The sequence below is a fragment of the Candidatus Paceibacterota bacterium genome (assembly GCA_035452965.1).
Lineage (GTDB): Bacteria > Verrucomicrobiota > Verrucomicrobiia > Limisphaerales > UBA8199 > UBA8199.
The window spans coordinates 458,339-477,552 of sequence record DAOTCE010000002.1; the positions used below are offsets into that span (position 1 = coordinate 458,339).

Genomic DNA, 19,214 nt, shown 5'->3' on the forward strand with positions numbered 1-19,214 from the left:
TCCTTGATTTCCCAAGTCAACTCGCCCCAGCCGAAGCGAGCAGCCGGTCAATCTCTCTTCTGGTTGGGGCGGAAGTTTGGGCTCCCAGGCGGGTCACCGAGAGTGCAGCGGCGGCGCTCGCGAAACGCGCCGCGGCAAGCAGGGATTTGCCCTCCGCGAGCCCGACGGCCAGCGTGCCGTTGAACACGTCCCCGGCGCCGGTGGTATCCACCGGCTTGACTTTGAAGCCGCGGACCAGGCCCCGGCCCTGGCGGCCGGCGACGAAGGCCCCGCGCGCGCCCAGCGTGATAATGACATTCTCCACGCCGCGAGCCAGGAGCGCATCAGCGGCTTTGGCGGCCGCGGCGTCGTTATTCACTGGCAGGCCGGTGAGCAACTCGGCCTCGGTCTCGTTTGGGGTGAGCAGGTAGACGCGACGGAGCAGGTCGTTGGGCAACGGCCGCGCGGGCGCGGGATTGAGAATCACCCGCGCGCCCGTGCCGGCCGCAAGCCGGGCCGCCGCCTCGACGGTCTTGAGCGGCGTTTCCAACTGCAGAACGACCACGCCGGCCTGCCGGAAGGCGCTCCGGGCCTTATTCAAGTGCGCCGGGAGCAGCTTCGCGTTGGAACCGGAAGCGACGGCGATGCTGTTCTCACCGTTCCGGGCGACGAAGATCAAGGCCACGCCGGAAGGGCAGGCCCGGTCGCGCACGATGTAATCCACGTTGATGCCGTCGGCGACAAAGCCCGCGACGGCCTTGTCTCCGAACATATCCCGGCCGACGCTGGCGATGAAGGTAACCGCGCCGCCGGCACGGGCCGCGCTCACGGCCTGGTTGGCGCCCTTGCCTCCCGCCGCACTGGCAAACTCGCCGCCGAGGATCGTTTCGCCCGGCTTGGGGATGCGCTGCACTTTGATGATCATGTCGGTGTTCGAGCTGCCGACAACGAGGATGGATTTCTTAGTCATAAGCGAAACGGGGTCATGGTGTGCCGGACGAAGGGCGTCACAGTTTCGAGGCGATGAGGATCCCAAGGCCCAGCAGGTAGAAGAAGAACATGGCGGCCAGGAATTTATTGGTTCCCGGCGGGGCGCCCTTGAACTCCTTCCAGATAAACACGCCCCAGAACGCGCCAATCATCGTGGCCCCCTGGCCGAGGCCGTAGGCCAGCGCGGGATCGGCTGCGTTGGCGGCGATGATGTTGAAACTCATGCCAAGATTCCAGATGGCGCCGCCCAGCATGCCGATGAGGTGCAGGCGGACATTCCCCTTGCTGAAGTAGTCGCCGAACGGCACCGGTTCCCCCGCCAGCGGCTTGACCATCATGATGCTGTTCCAGATGAAATTGGAGAGCAGCAAGCCGACGGAGAACAAAACGACGGCGGTGTAGGGACTGAGCTTGCCCGGCTCCAGCACCTGGGTGGCGGGGTCAACTTTGCCCATGGCCTGGGCGACGAAGCTGTAGAACCAGCCCATGAGCAGGCCCGCCACTACGGAGATGACAATGCCTTTGGTGGGAGTCTTCTGGGTGCCGCTGGCCAGCCGCTTGTAAGCCAGGCCGTCGAGAACGATGGCGATCATGACCCCCGCGACACCCAGGGCGAGCATGGGGACGTTGCCTTGTTGCGTCGCCATGTAGGTGGTGATGACGCCAAGCACCAGCGCCAGCCCCACGCCCACCGGGAACGCCACCGCCAGCCCGGCAATGTCTATGGCCGCGACCAGCAAAATGTTGGACAGATTGAAGATCACGCCCCCCAGAAATGCCGAGCCGAGCCACTTGGCGTCGGCTTGCTGGAGGTCGGCGAGGAAGCCTCGCCCGCCGCTGCCCGTGCTGCCCATAGTGAAGGCCAGCAAAAGTGACAGCAGCAGCACGCCGATGGCGTAATCCCAGTAAAAGAGCTGGAAGCGCCATTCCTTGGTCGCGAGCTTCTGGGTGTTGGCCCATGAACCCCAGCACAGCATGGTGATGACGCACATGACGACCGCCAGCGGATATGATTGGACAATGACCATGAGTTGTTCCTTGTAGTTTAGGTGTTAGCTTGTTTGTGGTGACTTCAATTGGAGGGGTTGCCCGCGCCCTCATGCCGACCGTCGGCCCCAGCACATTCGTTTGCGCCATGTTGCGGTTGGCCCGCCGCCTCGTCAACAGGTTTCCGTTTCATTGCCGCGCGCTGACAGCTAATGAGTGGGAGCGAACGCCTGCAGTTCGGCACACGTGGAGAATGCCTGCCTGGCGTTGTCACCGCCGGAAGGCTTGCCGACGACGCGGAGGCCGAAAATCTCCACTGGTTTGGACAACGGGCAGGTGAACCGCTCGCCGTCTTTAAGGCTGGCGGAGTCCATGCCGGTGGTGGCGGGATAGTCGGCCAGTTCACAGAGCGGCGCCCAGGGGCTCTTGGGGGAGGATTTGATCTCCAGGCGCGGCTTGCCCGCGGAAGCATCGAACCAGCCCCCGTCGTGAAAGCTCTTCCCGTGAGCGAAGACGACGCGGCCCACGGTGACCGGCTCGTCCAGTTCCACACCGAACCAATCCTGCGGGGCGCGCCGGGCATTGAAAGTGGAGGCGATGGTCTGGAGGTTATCGTCAATGATGGAGCCGGCGTTGGGCTTGCGGGAACGGATCTCGATGCCGTCTATCAGCAAGTTTCGTCCCGGGCGCGGGAGTTCGTAGGGAAGCCAAATCTTGTAGCTGGTGCCGGTGGCGCCCGCCTCGGCAAAGGGGACTAAACCCAGGTTCAGCGGCGCGCCCGCTTTCAAGGAACCGGCGGACTTCCAAGCCAGGCCTTTCATGCGGAAGACTTCGGCTCCGGACCAGGACTTGAGCTGCCCGGCTGCGGGCGTGACAGTGAAGTTCAGCGCTGCGAGTTTCGGCGTCGCGACACCGATGGCGCCGAGGGGGTAGTCATTGGTCTCCAGCAGCGCTAAATCCGTGGCGAGCACCAGCGGCCCGTAAAGGACCGCGAGGCGGCCTTCGTTTTTGTGGTCGCCGAGAACGACCCGTGGTTCCAGCTTGAGCGCGAGCTGGACCCTATCCCCTTTTGTCCATTCCCGCCGCAGCGTGACATAGCCGTCCGCCGCTACCTCGGCGTTGACCTTCTGGCCGTTCACCCGCAAGGCCGGGTTAGGGCACCACGCGGGAATGCGCAGCTTGAGCGCGAAGGACTTATTGGACTCAGGCGCGAGGTTGATGGTGATCTGGCCGTTGCTCGGGTACTTGGTTTCGGTCGTCACCATCACCGGGGTGCCGTCCCGGAGCTGAAGCTGAGCCACGCCTTCGTCGTAGAGATTGACCACGACGCCGTCGGCATCGGTGCTGAGGGAGAAGGTTGGGACGAGAGAGATTCCGCGCGGGCCGCTGGAGAGGCAGCAATGGCCGTCGAGCGTGGTGCTGTAGGGTTTCTTGCCCTGCATTTGCACGTAATAGCCCCAGGCGGAACCGTCCGGAGATTGGGCGCCGAACAACTGGTTGAGCACCACCTTTTCGAGTTGCTCGGCAAAGCGGGCTTCACCGGTCAGCCTTAGCAACTGCGCGTTAAACTGCGACCAGGTGACCGTGACGCAGGTCTCGCCGACATTGTTGACATTGGGAAGGTCGAAGTCGTCGTGGAAGAACTCACGGTAGCTGGCCGCGCCGGTCAGGTAGAGGCGATGGTCTACGATGTCTTGCCAGGCGTTGAGGCAGGCCTCGAGGCATTGGGGGTCCCCGGTGGTCCGGTAATATTCCAGCGCGCCGTTCAGGCAGGAGAGCATTTCGTAGGCTTTGCCGTTGCCCACCTTGTCCACCCTTTTCGCGGACAGGAGCGTGGAGATGATCCTGGGTCCGTTGGGCTGTTCCCAGGCGCGGAGGATGTATTTGCAGAAGTCGAGATAGCGCGGTTCGCCGGTGAGCCGGTAGAGCAGAACCATCGGTTCGAGCACGCTGGTCGGGGCCATCCCCATATGCTGGCCCGCCGGGATGAGGTCGCGTTTGCCCGGCTGATCGCCAAAGGTGCGGCAAAGCAAGTCGGCCATGCGGCGGCAGGCGGGCAGCGGTTCCAGGTTGCCCGTGTAGCGCAGGTAGGTGATCAGGCCAATGAGATTGTATTTGTGCGCCCAAACGTCCCACTGCGTCCAGCGGTCGCTCTCCACGTAGGTCCCCAGGTAACCGTCCGGGAGCTGGCACTTGATCAGCTCGGCGGCGGTGTAGTCGAGCTTCTCGCGCAGGGCCGCGTCGCCGGTGTTGGCCCAGGCCAGCGTGGCGGCGTGCAACCACTTGCCGACGTGCTCGCCATCCCAAATCTGGCGGCCGGGCCGGTGCCGGTAGCCTTCCAGCAGACGCGCCGGGTCCAGCTTCACCAGGCGGTTGGCTTCGTTGGCGGCAATGCGCGTGCCGATCCATCCGCGCAACCGCACACGATCCGGCACCTGGAGGTCCTGCCGGTCCGGGATGACTGGCACGACCTTCTCCGGCACGAGTAGAACCGGGTCAAGCCGCGCCGCTTTATTCTTCTGGGTCCTGGGGGGCGCTTCCGGCAGGGTGGGGTCGTAATGCGGGTTACGCGCCGGCATTTGCGCGCCGACCTCCTTGCGCCAGTCGTGCAGGCGGGAACGCAGTTCCCGGGCTTTGTCGGGCAGCCTCGCGGCGAGGTTGGTCTGTTCCCCGATATCGTCTCGCAAGTTGTAAAGTTCGACGCGCATGTCGTCGAAGAACTCGATCAGCTTGAAGTCGCCCTTGCGAATGGCGCCGTAGGGGGTCGTGCCGCCGAGCTGGTAATGCTGGTAGTGGGGATAATGCCAGAACAGCTCGTCCCGTGTAAGCCCGCCGGTTTGGCGCAGGAGCGGAACCAGGCTCACACTGTCCACAGCCTTGCCAGCCCCCTCCTTGACTTGCGCGACTTCCAGGATGGTGCGGAACAAATCCATGCCGATGACGGGGGTGTCGCACACGCTGCCCGCCCGGGTCACTCCGGGCCAATAGACAATCAGCGGTGTGCGCGTGCCGCCTTCGTAGCAGGAGCCCTTGCCCACGCGCAGCGGCAGGTTCGAAGTTGTCGGCACCCGGCCGCCGTTGTCCGAGACGAAGATGACCAGCGTGTGGTCGGCCAGCTTCAGGTCCTCCAGCTTCCGGCGAATGCTGCCCACGGTGTCGTCCAAGCTCTCGATCATGCCCGCGTAGCCGGCGTTGTTTTGCTTTTGGCCGGATTGCCGCCGGGCGCGGTATTTTTCCAGCAGCGTCGGCCTGGCCTGCACCGGCAGGTGCACGGCGAAATGGGGCAGGTAGAGGAAGAAGGGCTGGTCTTTGTGCGCTTCGATGAAACGGCTGGCCTCGACTCCTAACCGGTCGGTGAGATACTCCCCGTCGGGGCCCTCGGGCAAAGTCGCAATCTTATACGGCGCGAAGTAAGTCTTCGGGTTTGGCGCGTCGGTGCCGGCGAGATTGATGTCGAAGCCGTGCTTTTCCGGATAGTATGGTTCACCGCCCAAATGCCACTTGCCGATGCTGGCGGTGGCGTAGCCGGCTGCATGCAGCGCGTTGGCCAGGGTGAACTCTTCCAGCGGCAAATACTTAGTCCAATCCGGCACGAGCAGTTTCGGGTTCTCCGGCGGCAGGCCGGGGATCCAATCGGTGATGTGGAGCCGGCCCGGGTACTTGCCGGTCAGGATCGCGGCGCGGGAGGGCGAGCAGACCGTGCAGGCGGAGTAGGCCTGGGTGAACCGCACGCCGTCGCGCGCCAGCCGGTCAATGTGCGGCGTCTCGTAATACTCGCTGCCGTAGCAGCCCAGGTCGGTCCAGCCCAGGTCGTCCGCGAGGATAAGCACCACATTCATGCGCGGGGTCGTTGCGGCACGGTCGGCGGGGGCGCCGAGGGGGGCAACCAAAGACGCGGCGAGGACGAGGAGCAGGAGGAAACGGATGTGGATTGTCATTGGCAAGTTGCCGGGAGCGGAGCTGTGTCTGATGCTTTGGAGCTTGACGCGCGCGTTACTTTGGGGGCGATACGAACCGGAGTGACAGCACCGGTTTGCCTCCGGCGCTCGCCCGGCCCAGTTCCCAACGCAGCCAGGATTCCTGCCATCAGCCAAATTCTGTTCATCACGCCATTCATGCCAGCACCACGGAGAGGGATCAATCGCCATTCTTGCCGCGCCTGAGAGGCTTGCTTTTCCAGGGTTGCCAAGGCGGGTGGGGAACCGTTAATAGATGGGCATGCCCACTGTCGCCGAACAACTCCGCCAAGCCCGCGAGGCCAGGAGCCTCACGGTGCAGCAGGTGGCGGAGATCACGAAGATTCGAGCCGACCATGTCCGCGCGGTGGAAGAAGGCAACTACGATGTGTTTTCCGCGCCGGTCTATATCCGCGGCTTTGTGCGCACTTATTCGACCCTGTTGAAGCTGGACGTGCCGCAAGTGATGTCCGCGCTGGACGAGGAGCTGGGACGCACGGACAAGTTCGCCGAGCCGCCGCCGCTGGCGAAGCATCCGCACAGCGCGCTGGATTACGTGATGCTCCTGCTCTCCCAGGTGGATTGGCGAAAGTGGGCCATTGCGTTGGGAGCCGTTGCCATTGTGATCGGCGCCGCCTGGGCCTGGGTTGCCTGGCGGCAACACAATCCGCTAAAGGGCGTGAAGCCCGGGATGTATCAACTCACCAACGGCACGGCGGGCGACACGCTGCCGCTGCCGACGCAAGCTCCCGCGCCGCGACGTTGACCTGGACCGGTTGGGGCGCCTGCGCTACGACAGCAGCCTCCTGGCTGTGTGAAACAGCAGCACGGCCACGTTGACGTAACCCGCCGCCAGCACGTCATCCATTGTTATCCCCCAGCCGCCGGGCAAGGCCTGGCTTTGGTGCACGGGCCAGGGCTTGGCGACATCAAACACGCGGAAAGCGACAAAGACGCCCAGTGTCAGCGGCCAGGTGGTCGCCGAGAAGAACGCCTCCAACCCGGGCAGCGCGCCGGTCTTCCAGGCCTGCGCCGCCACCCAGCCCAGGAAGCAAACCGGCAGCGCGGCAATTTCGTCGAGCACAACCGAGCCGGGATCCTTTTGCCCGAGGACCTTTTCGGCGAAGCCACAGAGCCAGACGGAAAGGGCAACGGTGGCGAGAGTGCCGGCGGCGTAAAGCCAGAAGCTCCCCGTCTGGAGAAGCAGGGCGAACCAGAGCACGCCCACGAGCGAGCCAAAGGTGCCCGGCGCCAGCGGGATGCGGCCGATGCCGAGGCCTTGCGCGATCCAGAGTTTCACAGGTCCTGGAGGTAAAGGGCGCGGTTGTGCCAGAGGTAGAGCCAGCCGGAGATGAAGGTGAGGGCGACGGCGACCCATTTGGCCAGCTCGGCCAGCCATTCGACCCAGGCGGTCTGGCCGGGCCACTGGAATCCAAAAACCGCGCGGCCCACGGGGCCCCACTCGGCGTAACTTGCCCAGACCAGGATGGTGATGATGGCAACAATCTGAGAGATGGTCTTGTGCTTGCCGTAGCCCTCCGCCGCCAGCACGACATTCTTGGCGGCGGCCAGCAGGCGCAAACCCGTGATGGCCAGCTCGCGGGCGACCACGATCACGACCATCCACGCGGGCATCCAGCCCAGCCCGACGAAGGCGATGAAAGCGGAGCAAACCATGATCTTGTCCGCGAGCGGGTCCATCAGGATGCCGAAGTTCGTAATGAGATTGCGGCGCCGGGCAACCTGCCCGTCGAGGAAGTCGGTCAGGCCGGCGGCAATGAAGAGCACCAGGGCGATGGTCCGGTGAAAGGGCACGTGGGAGTACATCACGGCCAGGAAGGCGATCGTGAGGACAAAGCGGGAAATGGTCAGCTTATTGGGCAAATTCATGCCAGTCGCGCGGTCTTTGTAGTCGCTCCCTCGCCGCTTGCCAATCCGCAAATGACGGCGCCGGCGAACTTCTTTTGCCGTTTTGCGGTTGCGGTTTGAATCCTTTGGCGCATAGTGTGGGAGTGACGGAGCGCATCAAAGGAAAGGACACAAATGACGACCGATCAAGCTAACGCGAGACTGAAAGCGGACCTCAAAGCGGTGGTGCACGATGCCGAGGAGCTGATGAAAGCCACGGCCAATCAGGCCGGGGAGAAGCTTGGCGAAGTGCGGAGCCGCCTGGCGGCGGCGCTGGAGTCCGCCAAGGCCAGCTGCGAGCGGATGGAGGACAAGACCATCGCGGCGGCCAAAGTCACCGACCGCACGATTCGCGAGCATCCCTACGAATCCGTCGGTATTGCCTTTGGCGTGGGACTTCTGTTGGGGGTATTGGTCGCGCGCAGATAAGGGCGCATGGCCGACCCGGGAGAGTCCCAAGTGGGCGTCTTCGCGTCGCTGACGCGGCTGCTGAAGACGAGTTTTGCCATCGCGCACAACCGGCTGGAGCTGGCGCTGGTCGAGTTGCGCGAGGAACGCTGGCGGTTCTTCGACACCTTGCTGCTGGGCGGCCTGGTGCTGATTCTGGTGGCGATGACCCTGCTGGTGGCTTCGGTGGCGATCGTGGTGGTGTGCGTAAAGGCGGGACGGCTCGATCTGGTTGTATTGCTGACGGCGCTCTACCTGTTGGGGGCCATCATTAGCTTCTGGCGTTTGCGTCAGCGGTTGAAGAACTGGGAGCCTTTCTCGGCGACGGTGGCCGAGCTCAAGAAGGACAAAGTGTGCTGGGACGAGAAGAGCTAGATAAACTGGCGGCACAAAAGCAGGCCCTGCTGGTGGAGAGCAGCCTGAATCGTCTCGCCTGGCAGGCGGATTTCCAGCACCTGCGTTCCGCCACTGTCTGGATGAAGGCGGCGTCCGGCGGCGTCGGCAAGGCTTCCCCGCTGTTGCTGCTGCTAGCCCCGCTCGCTGGGTTCCTGCTGGCGCGACGCTCCCGTCCATCGGGTTCGTGGCTGAGCCGCGCGTTGGCCACCCTTCGCTGGATTGCTCCCCTTTACGGCGTGTGGAAGCGGTACTCCGCCGCCAGCCGCAAGGCCGAAAGTTAGCCTGCGGTCTGAGAAAAGTGCCGCCCCCAGGGAGTTGCAGGGGCGCGCTTCGGTTCTCTGCGAAGGACCGCCAACAATTCTAACTTCTCAACCTTCGATAGCAGCAGGCCGCCCCGATCCAGGTGCGCTAATCCTTGGCTGCCACCCTTCCGCCGACTGTCTCAAAAATGGACAGTGCGGCGCGTTTTCACCGGGTTGACCCGGCCAGACCACGACGCGGCCCCGGTGTGTATCCCATGGGGAGCGCTCCCCATGGGATACACACCGGGGTATCGCCGGGTTCGAACCGGATTCCGACCGGTGTTCCAGGGGCAATCCAGCCGATAGCGCTCAAACCGGAGGGGAGCCCGGATTGGCCACGGAAGCGAAGCAGCGGCGGTGGTCTTGCCGGCTCGGGGACGGCATAACTGGCGGAGCCGAAGGCGGGCATGTTAACGCCTCCGCAAGAAGATGAGAGACGGTGCGCAATTTCGACCTGGAGCAAGCTCTTCCTGGCGGCTTGATGTAGCCGCCCTTTGACGACATACTCCCGCCAATGTTCCGGTACCCGGCCGTCTGTGGCGCACATGGCGGGCCGCTTAGGCGGCTGGCTTGGGGGGAGTTGCGGATCGGGTTGCGTCAGATCCGAAAGACCTGGACGTGCATGCTGGCGGCCGCAGCCGTTTTGGGTGGAGCGGCCAGGGCAAGCGCCGTGGTTCTCTGGAGTGACCTAGGGGCGACGCTGGCGCACGAAACGGGCAATGGCACGGACATTCTGGGCGGGGCGCTCAAACGGGATAACTCCTCCCACGACACGCTCTTTTTCAAGTTTCACGTGGAGCCGTTGTCGGACGCGGGCACCGAGGAGTACTTCGCCGCGTTCCAGCTCTTTGAAGGGGAAGCCGAACGCCTGGGGGTGGGCAATTCACTAAAGGCCTGGGCTTACAGCGCATTCAATACGACCACCAACGGCGAGTTCAACAAAGTTTTCGGCGACATGGACTTGCGGTCCGCGCAGCCGGAATCCTCCAGCCCCGGCGTTTTCCTGCCCTACGAGCTGCCCCGCCGCGGCGCGGAACGAACCATTGTGTTGAAGGTGAACTACGTGTCCGGCGGGGAAGACCTCATCACGGTCTGGCTGAATCCGGATTTGTCACCCGGCGCAACCGAATCCAGCCAGCCGGAGCGCCTGACAACGACCTTCAGCGCCAACGCTTCCTTTGACGAAATCCGTCTGCGCCACGGCGGCGGCGGGGGCGGCTGGACCTTCAGCGACATGCAGATTGCCACGGCCTTTGGCGATTTCGTTTTCTCCGGCGGACCAGGCGAAGGAGGCGGTGACCGCGCGGGGGGCGGTCTGGCTTTGACGTTCCGTGCCTGGGGGCGGGAGCAGGGGCTGCCGCAGAACGTGGTGCACGCGCTGGCACAAACCCGCGACGGCTACCTCTGGCTCGGGAGCGATGACGGTCTGGCACGGTTTGATGGCGTGCGCTTTGTATCCTTTGGCCTGCGGGAAGGCTTGCGCAGCGGCCCGGTGCGCGTGCTGTTTGAAGACAGTCAAGGCGCGTTGTGGATCGGGACGGCCGGCGGCGGCTTGACGCGCTGGCAGGATGGCCAGTTCACTTCTTTCTCGATGCGGGACGGGCTGCCGTCCGATTCGATCACCGCGCTGGGGGAGGATAACGAAGGACAACTTTGGGTGGGCACGGAAGCAGGCCTGGCGCTGTGGCAAAACGGGCGGCTCGCGACACCGGGTGCTGCGGCGGCATTCAAAGGCAAAGCCATCACTGCGCTCCACCGGAACCGGCGGGGGCTGATGTGGCTGGGCGCGACCGGCCTGGGCATCTTCTGCTGGCAGGAGGGCAGGTTTGTTTCACTGTCGGATGCTTCGGTGGAGGGGTTGCTGCAAAACCCACACTGTTTGTTGGAGGACAATGCCGGCCGCATTTGGGTTGGCGCGGGCGATGACTTCGTCCTGTGCCTGGACGGTGGGCAATGGCGGCGTTACCGGATTCCGCGGCACCTGGCCCGGCCATATGTGAGCGCGCTGGCCGAGGAGGCGGACGGAACCGTGTGGGCCGGATCGGTGAGCGAAGGCCTGTTTCGCTTCAGGGAGGGCAAGCTCGCCGCCATCAATGCCAGCATCGGTCTTCTGGACAACTCGGTTGAGGCGCTGCTGGTTGATCGGGAGGGAAACCTGTGGGTGGGCACTGCCGCCGGGTTGAATCGCCTGCGGCGCAGCAACTTGCTGGTGCTCGGCCAGAATGAAGGGCTGGGTTATGGCCCGGTGCAAGGGTTGGCCGAAGTGGCGCCCGGGGTGATTTGGGCGGCCAAGCCCAACGATGGCTTGTATCAATGGGGAGGCAGGGGTTTCACCCGCCTGAACGTGGCGGGATTGCCGAGGCGCTATTCGGACACGATGGCTTTGCTCAGGACGCGCGACGGCAACTGTTGGATGAGCGCGGAGGGCGGGTTGTGGTGCTTCAAGGATCCGCAGCATGCACCTGGGGATGCGAAGCTGGTGGCGCAGCCGGGATTCGACGTGATCGCCCTGGCCGAGGAACGGGATGGCGGCGTATGGGCCGGCACGAGGGAGGGCCAGGTGTGGCGGCTGCGGCGGGGCGAGTGGGCAGCCTGGACCAACTACTGGCAGTCCCACCCGGTCACGGCCATCCTGGAGGATCCCGAGGGAACCATGTGGATTGGCACCGGCGGAGATGGGCTGCATTGTTACAAAGGCCAATCGAACACCCATCTCCGGAAGGGGGACAAACTGTTGAGCGACTGGATTCGCGCGCTGTATTTGGACCCCGCTGGGACGCTGTGGATTGGCAGTTTGGGGGGCGGCTTGAGCCGGTGGCGCAATGGCCAACTCGCGACCTTTACCGCCAGCGACGGACTTCCCGACAATACGATCTCCCAAATCCTGGAAGACGATAAAGGGCGGCTATGGCTGGGGAGCAACCGCGGCATTGCCTGTGTGAGCAAGCAGGAGTTGGGCGAATGGGAGGCGGGCCGGGTTCCCTCGCTGTATCCGCAAGTCTTTGGCCGCGTGGAGGGCATGCCGTCGGAGGAATGCACGGGTGGCTTTTGTCCGGCGGGCCTGAAGATGGAGTCCGGCTGGCTCTGCTTCGCAACCCTCAAGGGGATTGTCGCGGCCGTGCCGGGCGCGCAGAACACGGAAGCATCCGCCCCGTCCGTGGTGTTGGAGGAGGCCATGATTGACGGGGTGGTGGCGACTCCCCGGCGGTCCCGGGTGGCGGGGGAAAAGGGAAAGCCGAGCCGAGCGGCCTCTGTAGCGGAGACTGAGATACGTGTCAGGCCCGGCAAACACCGACTGGAGTTTCGCTACACCGGCATGAATTTCAGCTCGCCGGAACAGGTGCGTTTTCGCTACCGGCTCGAACCCCTGGAACGGGACTGGGTGGAGGCCGGGGCAATGCGCACGGCCTTCTACAGTTACGTGCCGCCGGGCAATTACCACTTCCGGGTTACCGCCTGCAATAGTGGCGGGACGTGGAACGAGGCCGGGGCGGGCCTGGCCCTGGTCGTAATGCCGCATTTCTGGCAGGCCTGGTGGTTTCTCGGGTTGGTGTCGCTGGTGCTGCTGGCATCCGGCGCCGGCGCCGTTCGGCTGGTGGAAAAGCGAAAGCACCAGCGCCGGATGAAGTTGCTGGAGCAGGAACGCGCCCTCGAACGCGAACGCGCGCGCATCGCGCAGGACCTGCACGATGATTTGGGTTCTTCGCTCACCCGCATTTCGCTGTTGAGCGATCTGGCCCGGACGGACAAGGACAACCCCAGCCAGGTCGAAACCCACGCGCAGAAGATCTCCCAATCCGCCGGCCAGACGGTGCGGGCGCTGGAGGAGATTGTCTGGGCGCTGCGGCCGGGCAGCGATTCGCTGCAAAGCCTGGTGGAATATATCGCCCACTTCGCCAACGAGCTGTTTGAGGGGGACACCGCGCGCTGCCGCCTGGACCTGCCCCACGATCTGCCCGCGCGGTCGCTGCCCCCGGAAATGCGGCATAGTATCTTCCTGGTGGTCAAGGAGGCGCTGACCAACGCGCTGAAGCACAGCCATGCCCGGGAAGTCCAGGTGCAGGCCAAAGCCTCACCCCAGGCGCTTGAGATTGTGATTCGGGACGACGGACAAGGCTTCGTGGAGGGCGCGCTGCCGGCAACGCCGGGCAAGCGGCACGGGCTCGGCAACATGCGCCAGCGTGCCGAGAGTATGGGGGGGGCGCTGGCGGTCGAGAGCGTTCCGGGCAAGGGGACCACCGTCCGCTTAAGCCTGAGGTTTCCCGCTTGAGGAGCGCCCGGTTTGGCCGCACATTCATGCGGTTGTGAAGCCGGAGCACGCCGTGCCAAAGTAGGCGTGTGAGCGCCAGACTTGCAGATGATATGCCGATCAAAGTTGCGATTGTGGATGACGACGAAGGCATTCGCGCCAGTCTGACGACGTTGATCCGACGCGCGCCCACGCTCCGGTTGGTGGGCGACTACGCCGACGCGGAGGCGGCTTTAAAAGACATCCCCCACCGGACGCCGGACGTGGTTTTAATGGACATCAACCTGCCCGGGATGAACGGGGTGGAATGTGTCCGCCAGCTCAAGGGCAGCCTCCCCGAGGTGCAGTTCCTGATGTTGACCGTGTATGAGGACAGCGATTCGCTGTTCAACTCCCTGAAAGCCGGGGCGAGCGGCTACCTGCTCAAGCGAACCGCCTCCACCCGGCTGCTGGAAGCCATCCGGGACGTGCATGGCGGCGGTTCGCCCGTGACTCCGCAACTAGCCCGGCGGCTGGTCCAGTATTTCTCGCGGCCGGCCGACGGGGATTCCTCCGTCTCGCGGCTGACGCCGGGGGAGAGGGAATTCCTGGATCAGCTCGCAAAGGGCTACGCCTACAAAGAGATTGCCGACCGGATGAGCATCAGCATTGACACCGTGCGCAGCTTCGTGCGGACGGTCTATGAGAAGCTGCACGTCCACTCCCGGACCGAGGCGGTAGTTAAGTATCTGCGGGGCTGACCGCATGACCGCACAAACATGCGGTTGAATACGCCCCCGCCATTGGCGAACCTGTTTAGCACAGAATGACCACAAGTCGAAACAGCCGGACCCTGCGTTGACATGCGCTCTTCCAGAACAGCCTTTACTTTGATCGAGTTGCTGGTGGTGATCGCCATTATCGCCATTCTGGCCGCGCTGTTGCTCCCGGCCCTGGCGCGGGCCAAGTCGAAGGCGCAGGCCATCCAGTGCATGAATAACAACAAGCAGTTGGGCCTGGCCTGGATGATGTACGCGGGCGACAACAACGATAATTTTGCCATTAACAGCGACAAATCGGCCGATTGGAATGGCACCCACTCTTGGGTTAGCGGCTGGCTGACGTGGGGGCTGGACCGGGACAACACCAACACCCTGCGGCTCACGGACGACAGGTTCTCGGCCATGGGCCCCTACACCGCCCGGGCCGCCAAGATTTACTGGTGCCCAACGGATATTTACCTGCATCCGAACCAGCGGGCCGCGGGCTGGGGCAACCGCGTCCGCAGCGTCGCGATGAATGCCGCCATTGGCGGGGGCAACAAGGCTACGGACTTCCCCTGGCTGACGTTTGTGGCGCATAAATCGAGCCAGTTGACCATTCCCGGGCCCAGTGACAGCTGGCTGTTTACGGACGAGCACCCGGACAGCATTGATGACGCTATCCTTTATTCGAATCCCGGCTCCACCAACGGAATAGGGCAGTTCACCGAATTGCCTTCCAGCGACCACGGTGGCGCCTGCGGCATAGGTTTTGCCGACGGGCATGCGGAAGTGCACAAGTGGAGGGATCCCCGGACCGTCCGGGGCGTCACCTACACTTCGGTGCAACGCGTTTCCATCTCCACCTTCAGCCCGGACCTGGCCTATCTCGCGGCGCGCACACCGCGCGCCCGGTAGAATTTGAAGCATGTCCCTAAGCCTTCTACAAAGAGATTGCGGCGCGTGTGGTTGCCCATTCGCGCACCCGTAAGCGCCGGATTTCACCAAACAACCCAAACACCAATAGATAGACTAGACCAGAGTAGTACAATGAAAACGAACACCAGACATCATGCAATGTGGGCAGCGCTCCTGCTCTGCACCGCCGTCGGGGCTTATGCGGTCCCGGTTACGTTCCAAGTGGACATGAGCCAACAACCAGCTTTTGATCCAGTCAACAATACAGCGGAGGTCCGCGGCCCATTCAATGGCTGGGGTGGCACCGTCTTGACCAATGTGACTGGAACCAGCATTTACACCAACACCATTGACATCACCGACGCGGTGGGCAGTTGGGTCCAATATAAGTTCTTCGTCGGTTACAACGGAACCTTGAACTGGGAAAATCCTGGCGGCTGGCATCCCAGCGGCAACCGGGCCTTCCAAGTCCCAGGCAGTGCGCTGACTTTGCCCGTGGCCTACTACGCAAACGCTGGACCCGGCGGAACCGCCGTCGAGGTGACCTTCCAGGTGGATATGTCCGCCCAGATCGGCGTGGGCAATTTCGACCCGAATGCAGGCGACCTCATCCAGGCCATGGGCGCGTTCAATGGTGCCTGGAATGCAGTCGTTCTGGTTGCTGATACGGCCCGTCCGGGCATTTACACTAACTCCTATGTGGAAACCACCCGTCCGCCGGGAACATTCATTGAGTACAAGTTCGCCATCAATGTGGGAGGTGGCGGCACCCTGGAATACGAGAGCATCAGTGGTTATCCCGACGGCAACCGTGCCTTTATTCTCGAACACAGCTCACCTCAGACCATTCCGGTCGTGTTCTTCAGCGATGCCTCCGGGCTCCCGATCAAAGCCGGCATCTACTTCCAGCTCGACATGAGTTCCCAGCTTCTCATCGGCGCCTTCAACCCCGCCAACGGCGACCTCGCCTCCGTCCGCGGCGATGTCATTGGCTGGGGCGAGCCTCCCGGCAGCGGGCTCCAGTTGTTTGAGGATTCCGCCCGCCCCGGCATCTATACCAACACCTGGCGCAGCACCAGCCAGTTGCCCGGCGCTGCCTGGACTTACAAATACACCTACTTCCACACCTCCCCCGCCGAGACCATCTTTGAGGCTGGCGAAAACAAGTCCGTCAGCTTCACCGGCCTCGAACCCACCGACCCGGACGGCTACCACATGATCACGCTTGGCCCCACCCTCTTCGACAACTGGCAGGCCAATACCAATGACTACCTCCCGGCGGACACCTTGGTCACCTTCATTGTCAGCATGACCAATAACCTGGGCAACCCGGTGCAGTCCTACGAAGGCTTCGAGCCCTTGATCGTATTCAACAGGTCCCAACAAGTCGCCGTCAACGGCAACTGGGTCCCCTGGTGGAACTGGGCCGCCGCGGCCCCTCTGGAATACACTCTGACCAACGGCACGGGGGGCGACTGGCTCTACTCCCAGACGGTGCTCATTCCCAAGGGTAAGCCGGTGCAGCTCGTGTACAAGTACGGCATGGACGACGGCGCGAGCAGTTTGGACAACGAAGGTGGCTACGGCGCTGACCACGTCCGTTACATACGCCAGACTGGCAGTTACACGCTGGCCCTCGACTACTTCGGCGCGCCAACCGTCGAAGACTCGTTCGGCAACCTCACCATCGGCGCTCCGGCGGCGGGCAGTATCCCCGTCTCCTGGCTGGGCCGTCCGGGCGTCTATCTGCAGACGTCCACCGACCTAAGCAATCCCTCCAGTTGGGTGACTCATGAAGAGACTGCGGCTTACGGCTCACCCACTGGCATCTACTCAACCAACTATCCTGCCGGCGCCGCAGCGACGTTCTTCCGGCTGGTCAAACCTGGACCATAAGAATCCGGGCGAGTAGCAGGTTAGTAAGAATGTAGGCAAAGGGGCCTGTCGCAGGACAGGCCCCTTCCGCTTTCAGGAGCGATCGGGATTTCCAGCTCTGCCTGCCCCGTGCAGGCAACCGCGTTACCCCGCTGCGTCGGGCTGGGTGGCGGACGGGGTTTCGCCCGCGGCGGAAGCCCTTTCAGCCGCTTCCAGCGTGGCGTAATAGACGCCCAGGTTATGCTGGGCTGTCTTGTCACCCGCGCGCGCGGCGCGGCAGAACCATTTGACGGCCTCGCGCACGTTCTTCGGCACGCCCCGTCCCGTCTCGTAACAAAGCCCGAGGTTGCATTGGGCCGGGGCGCATTCCTGCTCGGCGGCGAGGCGATACCACCTGACCGCCTCCCGGTAATTCTGCGGGACGACCTGCCCGGCTTCGTAGAACACACCCAGGTTGAACTGCGCTTGCGGTTCGCCCTGCTCGGCGGCGCGATGATACCACTTGACCGCCTCGGCGTGATTCTGCGGCACTCCCTGCCCCGTCTCGTAAAGCACACCCAGGTTGAATTGGGCCGCCGGATCGCCTTGCTCGGCGGCTTCGCGAAACCACTTGGCGGCCTGGCCGTATTCCTGGGGCACCCCCAGGCCGGACTGGTAGCAGAAGCCCAGGTAGCATTGCGCCGCCTCGTCGTTCTGGTCGGCGGCGCGGCGAAACCACTTGACCGCTTCCGCGTAGTCCTGCGGCACGCCCTGGCCGGTTTGGTGGCAGATGCCGAAATAGCACTGAGCCGCCGGGTCGCCTTGCTCGGCGGCTTTGCGCATTTCATCGAAGGACTGCCAGGTGCGGCGGTTCGTTTGCATCAGAGTGTCTGCCGGCTCGTTCCCAAAATTAGAATGAAATCGCCCGATTTCAAGCCGTCATTTGGACGGCTCGGCAGGTCAGTGTTAGAATAGCCCCGAACACCAGCTTGGTTATGAACAATTACAAATCGTATCGGCACTTGCCGCCCCTGGCCGGGGTCTGCTCGATGGCTGAGGCCGGCAAATCCGGCCTGTCGGTCGAGGAATGCGTCCGCCGGTTGAAGCGCTACCACTACGCGTTCAAACGCCTGCACCAGATCTTCACCGCGCGCCTTACCGCTGAGCCCATTTACGAACTCAAGATGGCCTTCAGCCTGCACGCTCATCTTTGCGCCGAGCACGCCGCCGCCCTGCGCAAGCGGGTCGGCGAAATGCGCGAACCGCCGCTCGGCCTCGAGGCCGTGCCCGACCCGAACCTGGAGGTGTTCTTCGATGAACTACTCGGCGCGCCGACGACCGAGGAGTTGGTCATCGGGCTGTATGAGATGGCGATCCCCGCGGTGAAGGCCGCCCTCGAACGCCACCTGCAAGACACCAACCCCCTCGCCGATCACCCCACTGTTCGGCTCTGCCGCTTCGCGCTGCTCGAACTGAGCGACATGCTGAATTACGGCGCCCAAACGATCGCCGCGCTTGTGGATGCCCCATGCCGCCGGCGGTTGGCCGATTGGCGGTCGTTGCTGGACGATTGCCTTGGCGCGGCCGGCGGCCTGGATGGCGCCGAGACGCCGCGGCCTGCCTCCATCCAGCGCCGCCATTCGGCCCGGCCCTACCGGTATGATCGCGTCCCCAGGCGGGACGAGCGTTTTCCCGATCCATACAACATGGGTGTAAACGCCGAAGTCTTCCTTTATGACGAAGGGTTCCCGCCGGAGGACAAAGTTCTCATGCTGTTCTACAAACGCCTCCGCGAGGTGGACGTGCCGGAGATGATGGCGAGCATCATCACCGAAACGACCGGCCAACCCTTTGAGTACTACCGCGACCTCACCCGCCAGCTCTGGGACGAAGCCCGCCACGCGATGATGGGCGAAGTGGGCTTTGCCGACCTGGGCATTGACTGGCCGGCCAAGGTCATGATCAATCACACCTGGTCGTTCGCCCTCAACACCCAGCTCAAGCCCATCGAACGCCATGCCGTGCTTTACTTCATCGAGCAGGGGCTGATGCCCAGGCAGGGCAAACGCTTCGAGTGGGAAGTCGGCCTCGCCTCGCACAACCGGCTGGCTGGCTTATTCCAGGATTACGACTGGGCGGATGAGGTGCTTCATGCCCGGATCGGCCGTGACTGGTATCTGAAGGGCTTTGCCAACCCGCAGGAAGGCGTCCGCTACGGTGACGAATGCTGGTCGCGCGTTCTGCTCAACTGGGAGAATTGGCGGCAGCAAGGCCTGACCCAGCACCGCAACTGGTGGCCGGACCTTTACCGCGAAGCCTGCCGCCGGCGGGGCGTCGAGCCCGATCCCAAAGTATTGGCGTACTCGGTCAGCTACCAGACCGTCCGGGCGGACCTGAAGGAACTTACCGGTTCGGCGTAGCCTGATAAGGCCTGAGGCCCTTAAGAATTCGTGTCAGGGCGGACGCTGGGGAGGCGGGGCGTTGGTCG

General features: G+C 63.5%; 15 protein-coding genes. 9 read left to right on the forward strand and 6 right to left on the reverse strand.

All coding sequences use genetic code 11. The annotated features are described in order from the left end of the window. Positions 1 to 16 precede the first annotated feature (16 nt). From rbsK to P5205_03810, 3 genes are all read right to left on the reverse strand, one after another. Positions 17 to 949, reverse strand: coding sequence for a ribokinase (rbsK, locus tag P5205_03800; protein ID HSA09473.1), 933 nt, complete (start codon positions 947 to 949; stop codon positions 17 to 19). A 37-nt stretch (positions 950 to 986) separates the two neighbouring features. Further along, entirely contained in the window at positions 987 to 1,997 is a 1,011-nt protein-coding gene (locus P5205_03805) for a multidrug DMT transporter permease (protein ID HSA09474.1), read from the reverse strand. Between the two features lie 168 nt (positions 1,998 to 2,165). Next, positions 2,166 to 5,894, reverse strand: a complete 3,729-nt coding sequence (locus tag P5205_03810; protein HSA09475.1) for a glycoside hydrolase family 127 protein — start codon at positions 5,892 to 5,894, stop codon at positions 2,166 to 2,168. Between the two features lie 280 nt (positions 5,895 to 6,174). Between P5205_03810 and P5205_03815 the strand changes: the two genes are divergently transcribed. Next, positions 6,175 to 6,678, forward strand: a complete 504-nt coding sequence (locus tag P5205_03815) for a helix-turn-helix domain-containing protein (protein ID HSA09476.1) — start codon at positions 6,175 to 6,177, stop codon at positions 6,676 to 6,678. Positions 6,679 to 6,702: 24 nt separating this feature from the next. Here the strand turns inward: P5205_03815 and P5205_03820 are convergent, their stop codons facing one another. Further along, a complete protein-coding gene (locus tag P5205_03820; protein HSA09477.1) occupies positions 6,703 to 7,212 on the reverse strand; it encodes a phosphatidylglycerophosphatase A in 510 nt (169 codons plus the stop codon). Next, positions 7,209 to 7,802, reverse strand: coding sequence for a CDP-diacylglycerol--glycerol-3-phosphate 3-phosphatidyltransferase (gene pgsA / locus P5205_03825; GenBank protein ID HSA09478.1), 594 nt, complete (start codon positions 7,800 to 7,802; stop codon positions 7,209 to 7,211). The genes P5205_03820 and pgsA overlap by 4 nt, the downstream gene beginning before the upstream one ends. Positions 7,803 to 7,955: 153 nt before the next feature. Here pgsA and P5205_03830 point away from each other — a divergent pair, with 153 nt between their 5' ends. The 7 genes from P5205_03830 to P5205_03860 all read left to right on the forward strand — a co-directional run bounded on the left by P5205_03830 (position 7,956) and on the right by P5205_03860 (position 16,768). Then, positions 7,956 to 8,249 carry a DUF883 family protein gene (locus P5205_03830; protein ID HSA09479.1) on the forward strand — a complete coding sequence of 98 codons (294 nt, stop codon included), beginning with the start codon at positions 7,956 to 7,958 and terminating at the stop codon, positions 8,247 to 8,249. Positions 8,250 to 8,255: 6 nt separating this feature from the next. Beyond that, positions 8,256 to 8,642 carry a phage holin family protein gene (locus P5205_03835; protein ID HSA09480.1) on the forward strand — a complete coding sequence of 129 codons (387 nt, stop codon included), beginning with the start codon at positions 8,256 to 8,258 and terminating at the stop codon, positions 8,640 to 8,642. After that, a complete protein-coding gene (locus tag P5205_03840) occupies positions 8,621 to 8,944 on the forward strand; it encodes a hypothetical protein (GenBank protein ID HSA09481.1) in 324 nt (107 codons plus the stop codon). The genes P5205_03835 and P5205_03840 overlap by 22 nt, the downstream gene beginning before the upstream one ends. Before the next feature lie 643 nt (positions 8,945 to 9,587). After that, entirely contained in the window at positions 9,588 to 13,235 is a 3,648-nt protein-coding gene (locus tag P5205_03845) for a two-component regulator propeller domain-containing protein (GenBank protein HSA09482.1), read from the forward strand. Positions 13,236 to 13,327: 92 nt separating this feature from the next. Next, positions 13,328 to 13,954, forward strand: coding sequence for a response regulator transcription factor (locus tag P5205_03850; protein HSA09483.1), 627 nt, complete (start codon positions 13,328 to 13,330; stop codon positions 13,952 to 13,954). Positions 13,955 to 14,056: 102 nt separating this feature from the next. After that, on the forward strand, positions 14,057 to 14,872 hold the full coding sequence (locus tag P5205_03855; GenBank protein HSA09484.1) for a DUF1559 domain-containing protein: 816 nt from the start codon (positions 14,057 to 14,059) through the stop codon (positions 14,870 to 14,872). Between the two features lie 132 nt (positions 14,873 to 15,004). Continuing rightward, complete coding sequence (locus P5205_03860; protein ID HSA09485.1) at positions 15,005 to 16,768, forward strand: hypothetical protein; 1,764 nt, start codon at positions 15,005 to 15,007, stop codon at positions 16,766 to 16,768. 123 nt (positions 16,769 to 16,891) lie between these two features. Here P5205_03860 and P5205_03865 read toward each other — a convergent pair whose 3' ends face one another. Beyond that, positions 16,892 to 17,608: a tetratricopeptide repeat protein gene (locus P5205_03865; protein HSA09486.1), complete on the reverse strand. Its 717-nt coding sequence runs from the start codon at positions 17,606 to 17,608 to the stop codon at positions 16,892 to 16,894. Between the two features lie 113 nt (positions 17,609 to 17,721). On the opposite strand from P5205_03865, the gene P5205_03870 reads away from it, so the two are divergent. Next, positions 17,722 to 19,146, forward strand: coding sequence for a hypothetical protein (locus P5205_03870; GenBank protein ID HSA09487.1), 1,425 nt, complete (start codon positions 17,722 to 17,724; stop codon positions 19,144 to 19,146). Positions 19,147 to 19,214: the final 68 nt, after the last annotated feature.

Coding starts and splice junctions, on each gene's coding strand:
- P5205_03855 (HSA09484.1), top strand. CDS start 14,057: ATGCGCTCTTCCAGAACAGCCTTTACTTTGATCGAGTTGCTGGTGGTG.
- P5205_03815 (HSA09476.1), top strand. CDS start 6,175: ATGCCCACTGTCGCCGAACAACTCCGCCAAGCCCGCGAGGCCAGGAGC.
- P5205_03850 (HSA09483.1), top strand. CDS start 13,328: ATGCCGATCAAAGTTGCGATTGTGGATGACGACGAAGGCATTCGCGCC.
- rbsK (HSA09473.1), bottom strand. CDS start 949: ATGACTAAGAAATCCATCCTCGTTGTCGGCAGCTCGAACACCGACATG.
- P5205_03810 (HSA09475.1), bottom strand. CDS start 5,894: ATGACAATCCACATCCGTTTCCTCCTGCTCCTCGTCCTCGCCGCGTCT.
- P5205_03870 (HSA09487.1), top strand. CDS start 17,722: ATGAACAATTACAAATCGTATCGGCACTTGCCGCCCCTGGCCGGGGTC.
- P5205_03805 (HSA09474.1), bottom strand. CDS start 1,997: ATGGTCATTGTCCAATCATATCCGCTGGCGGTCGTCATGTGCGTCATC.
- P5205_03845 (HSA09482.1), top strand. CDS start 9,588: ATGCTGGCGGCCGCAGCCGTTTTGGGTGGAGCGGCCAGGGCAAGCGCC.
- P5205_03835 (HSA09480.1), top strand. CDS start 8,256: ATGGCCGACCCGGGAGAGTCCCAAGTGGGCGTCTTCGCGTCGCTGACG.
- P5205_03860 (HSA09485.1), top strand. CDS start 15,005: ATGAAAACGAACACCAGACATCATGCAATGTGGGCAGCGCTCCTGCTC.
- pgsA (HSA09478.1), bottom strand. CDS start 7,802: ATGAATTTGCCCAATAAGCTGACCATTTCCCGCTTTGTCCTCACGATC.
- P5205_03830 (HSA09479.1), top strand. CDS start 7,956: ATGACGACCGATCAAGCTAACGCGAGACTGAAAGCGGACCTCAAAGCG.
- P5205_03865 (HSA09486.1), bottom strand. CDS start 17,608: ATGCAAACGAACCGCCGCACCTGGCAGTCCTTCGATGAAATGCGCAAA.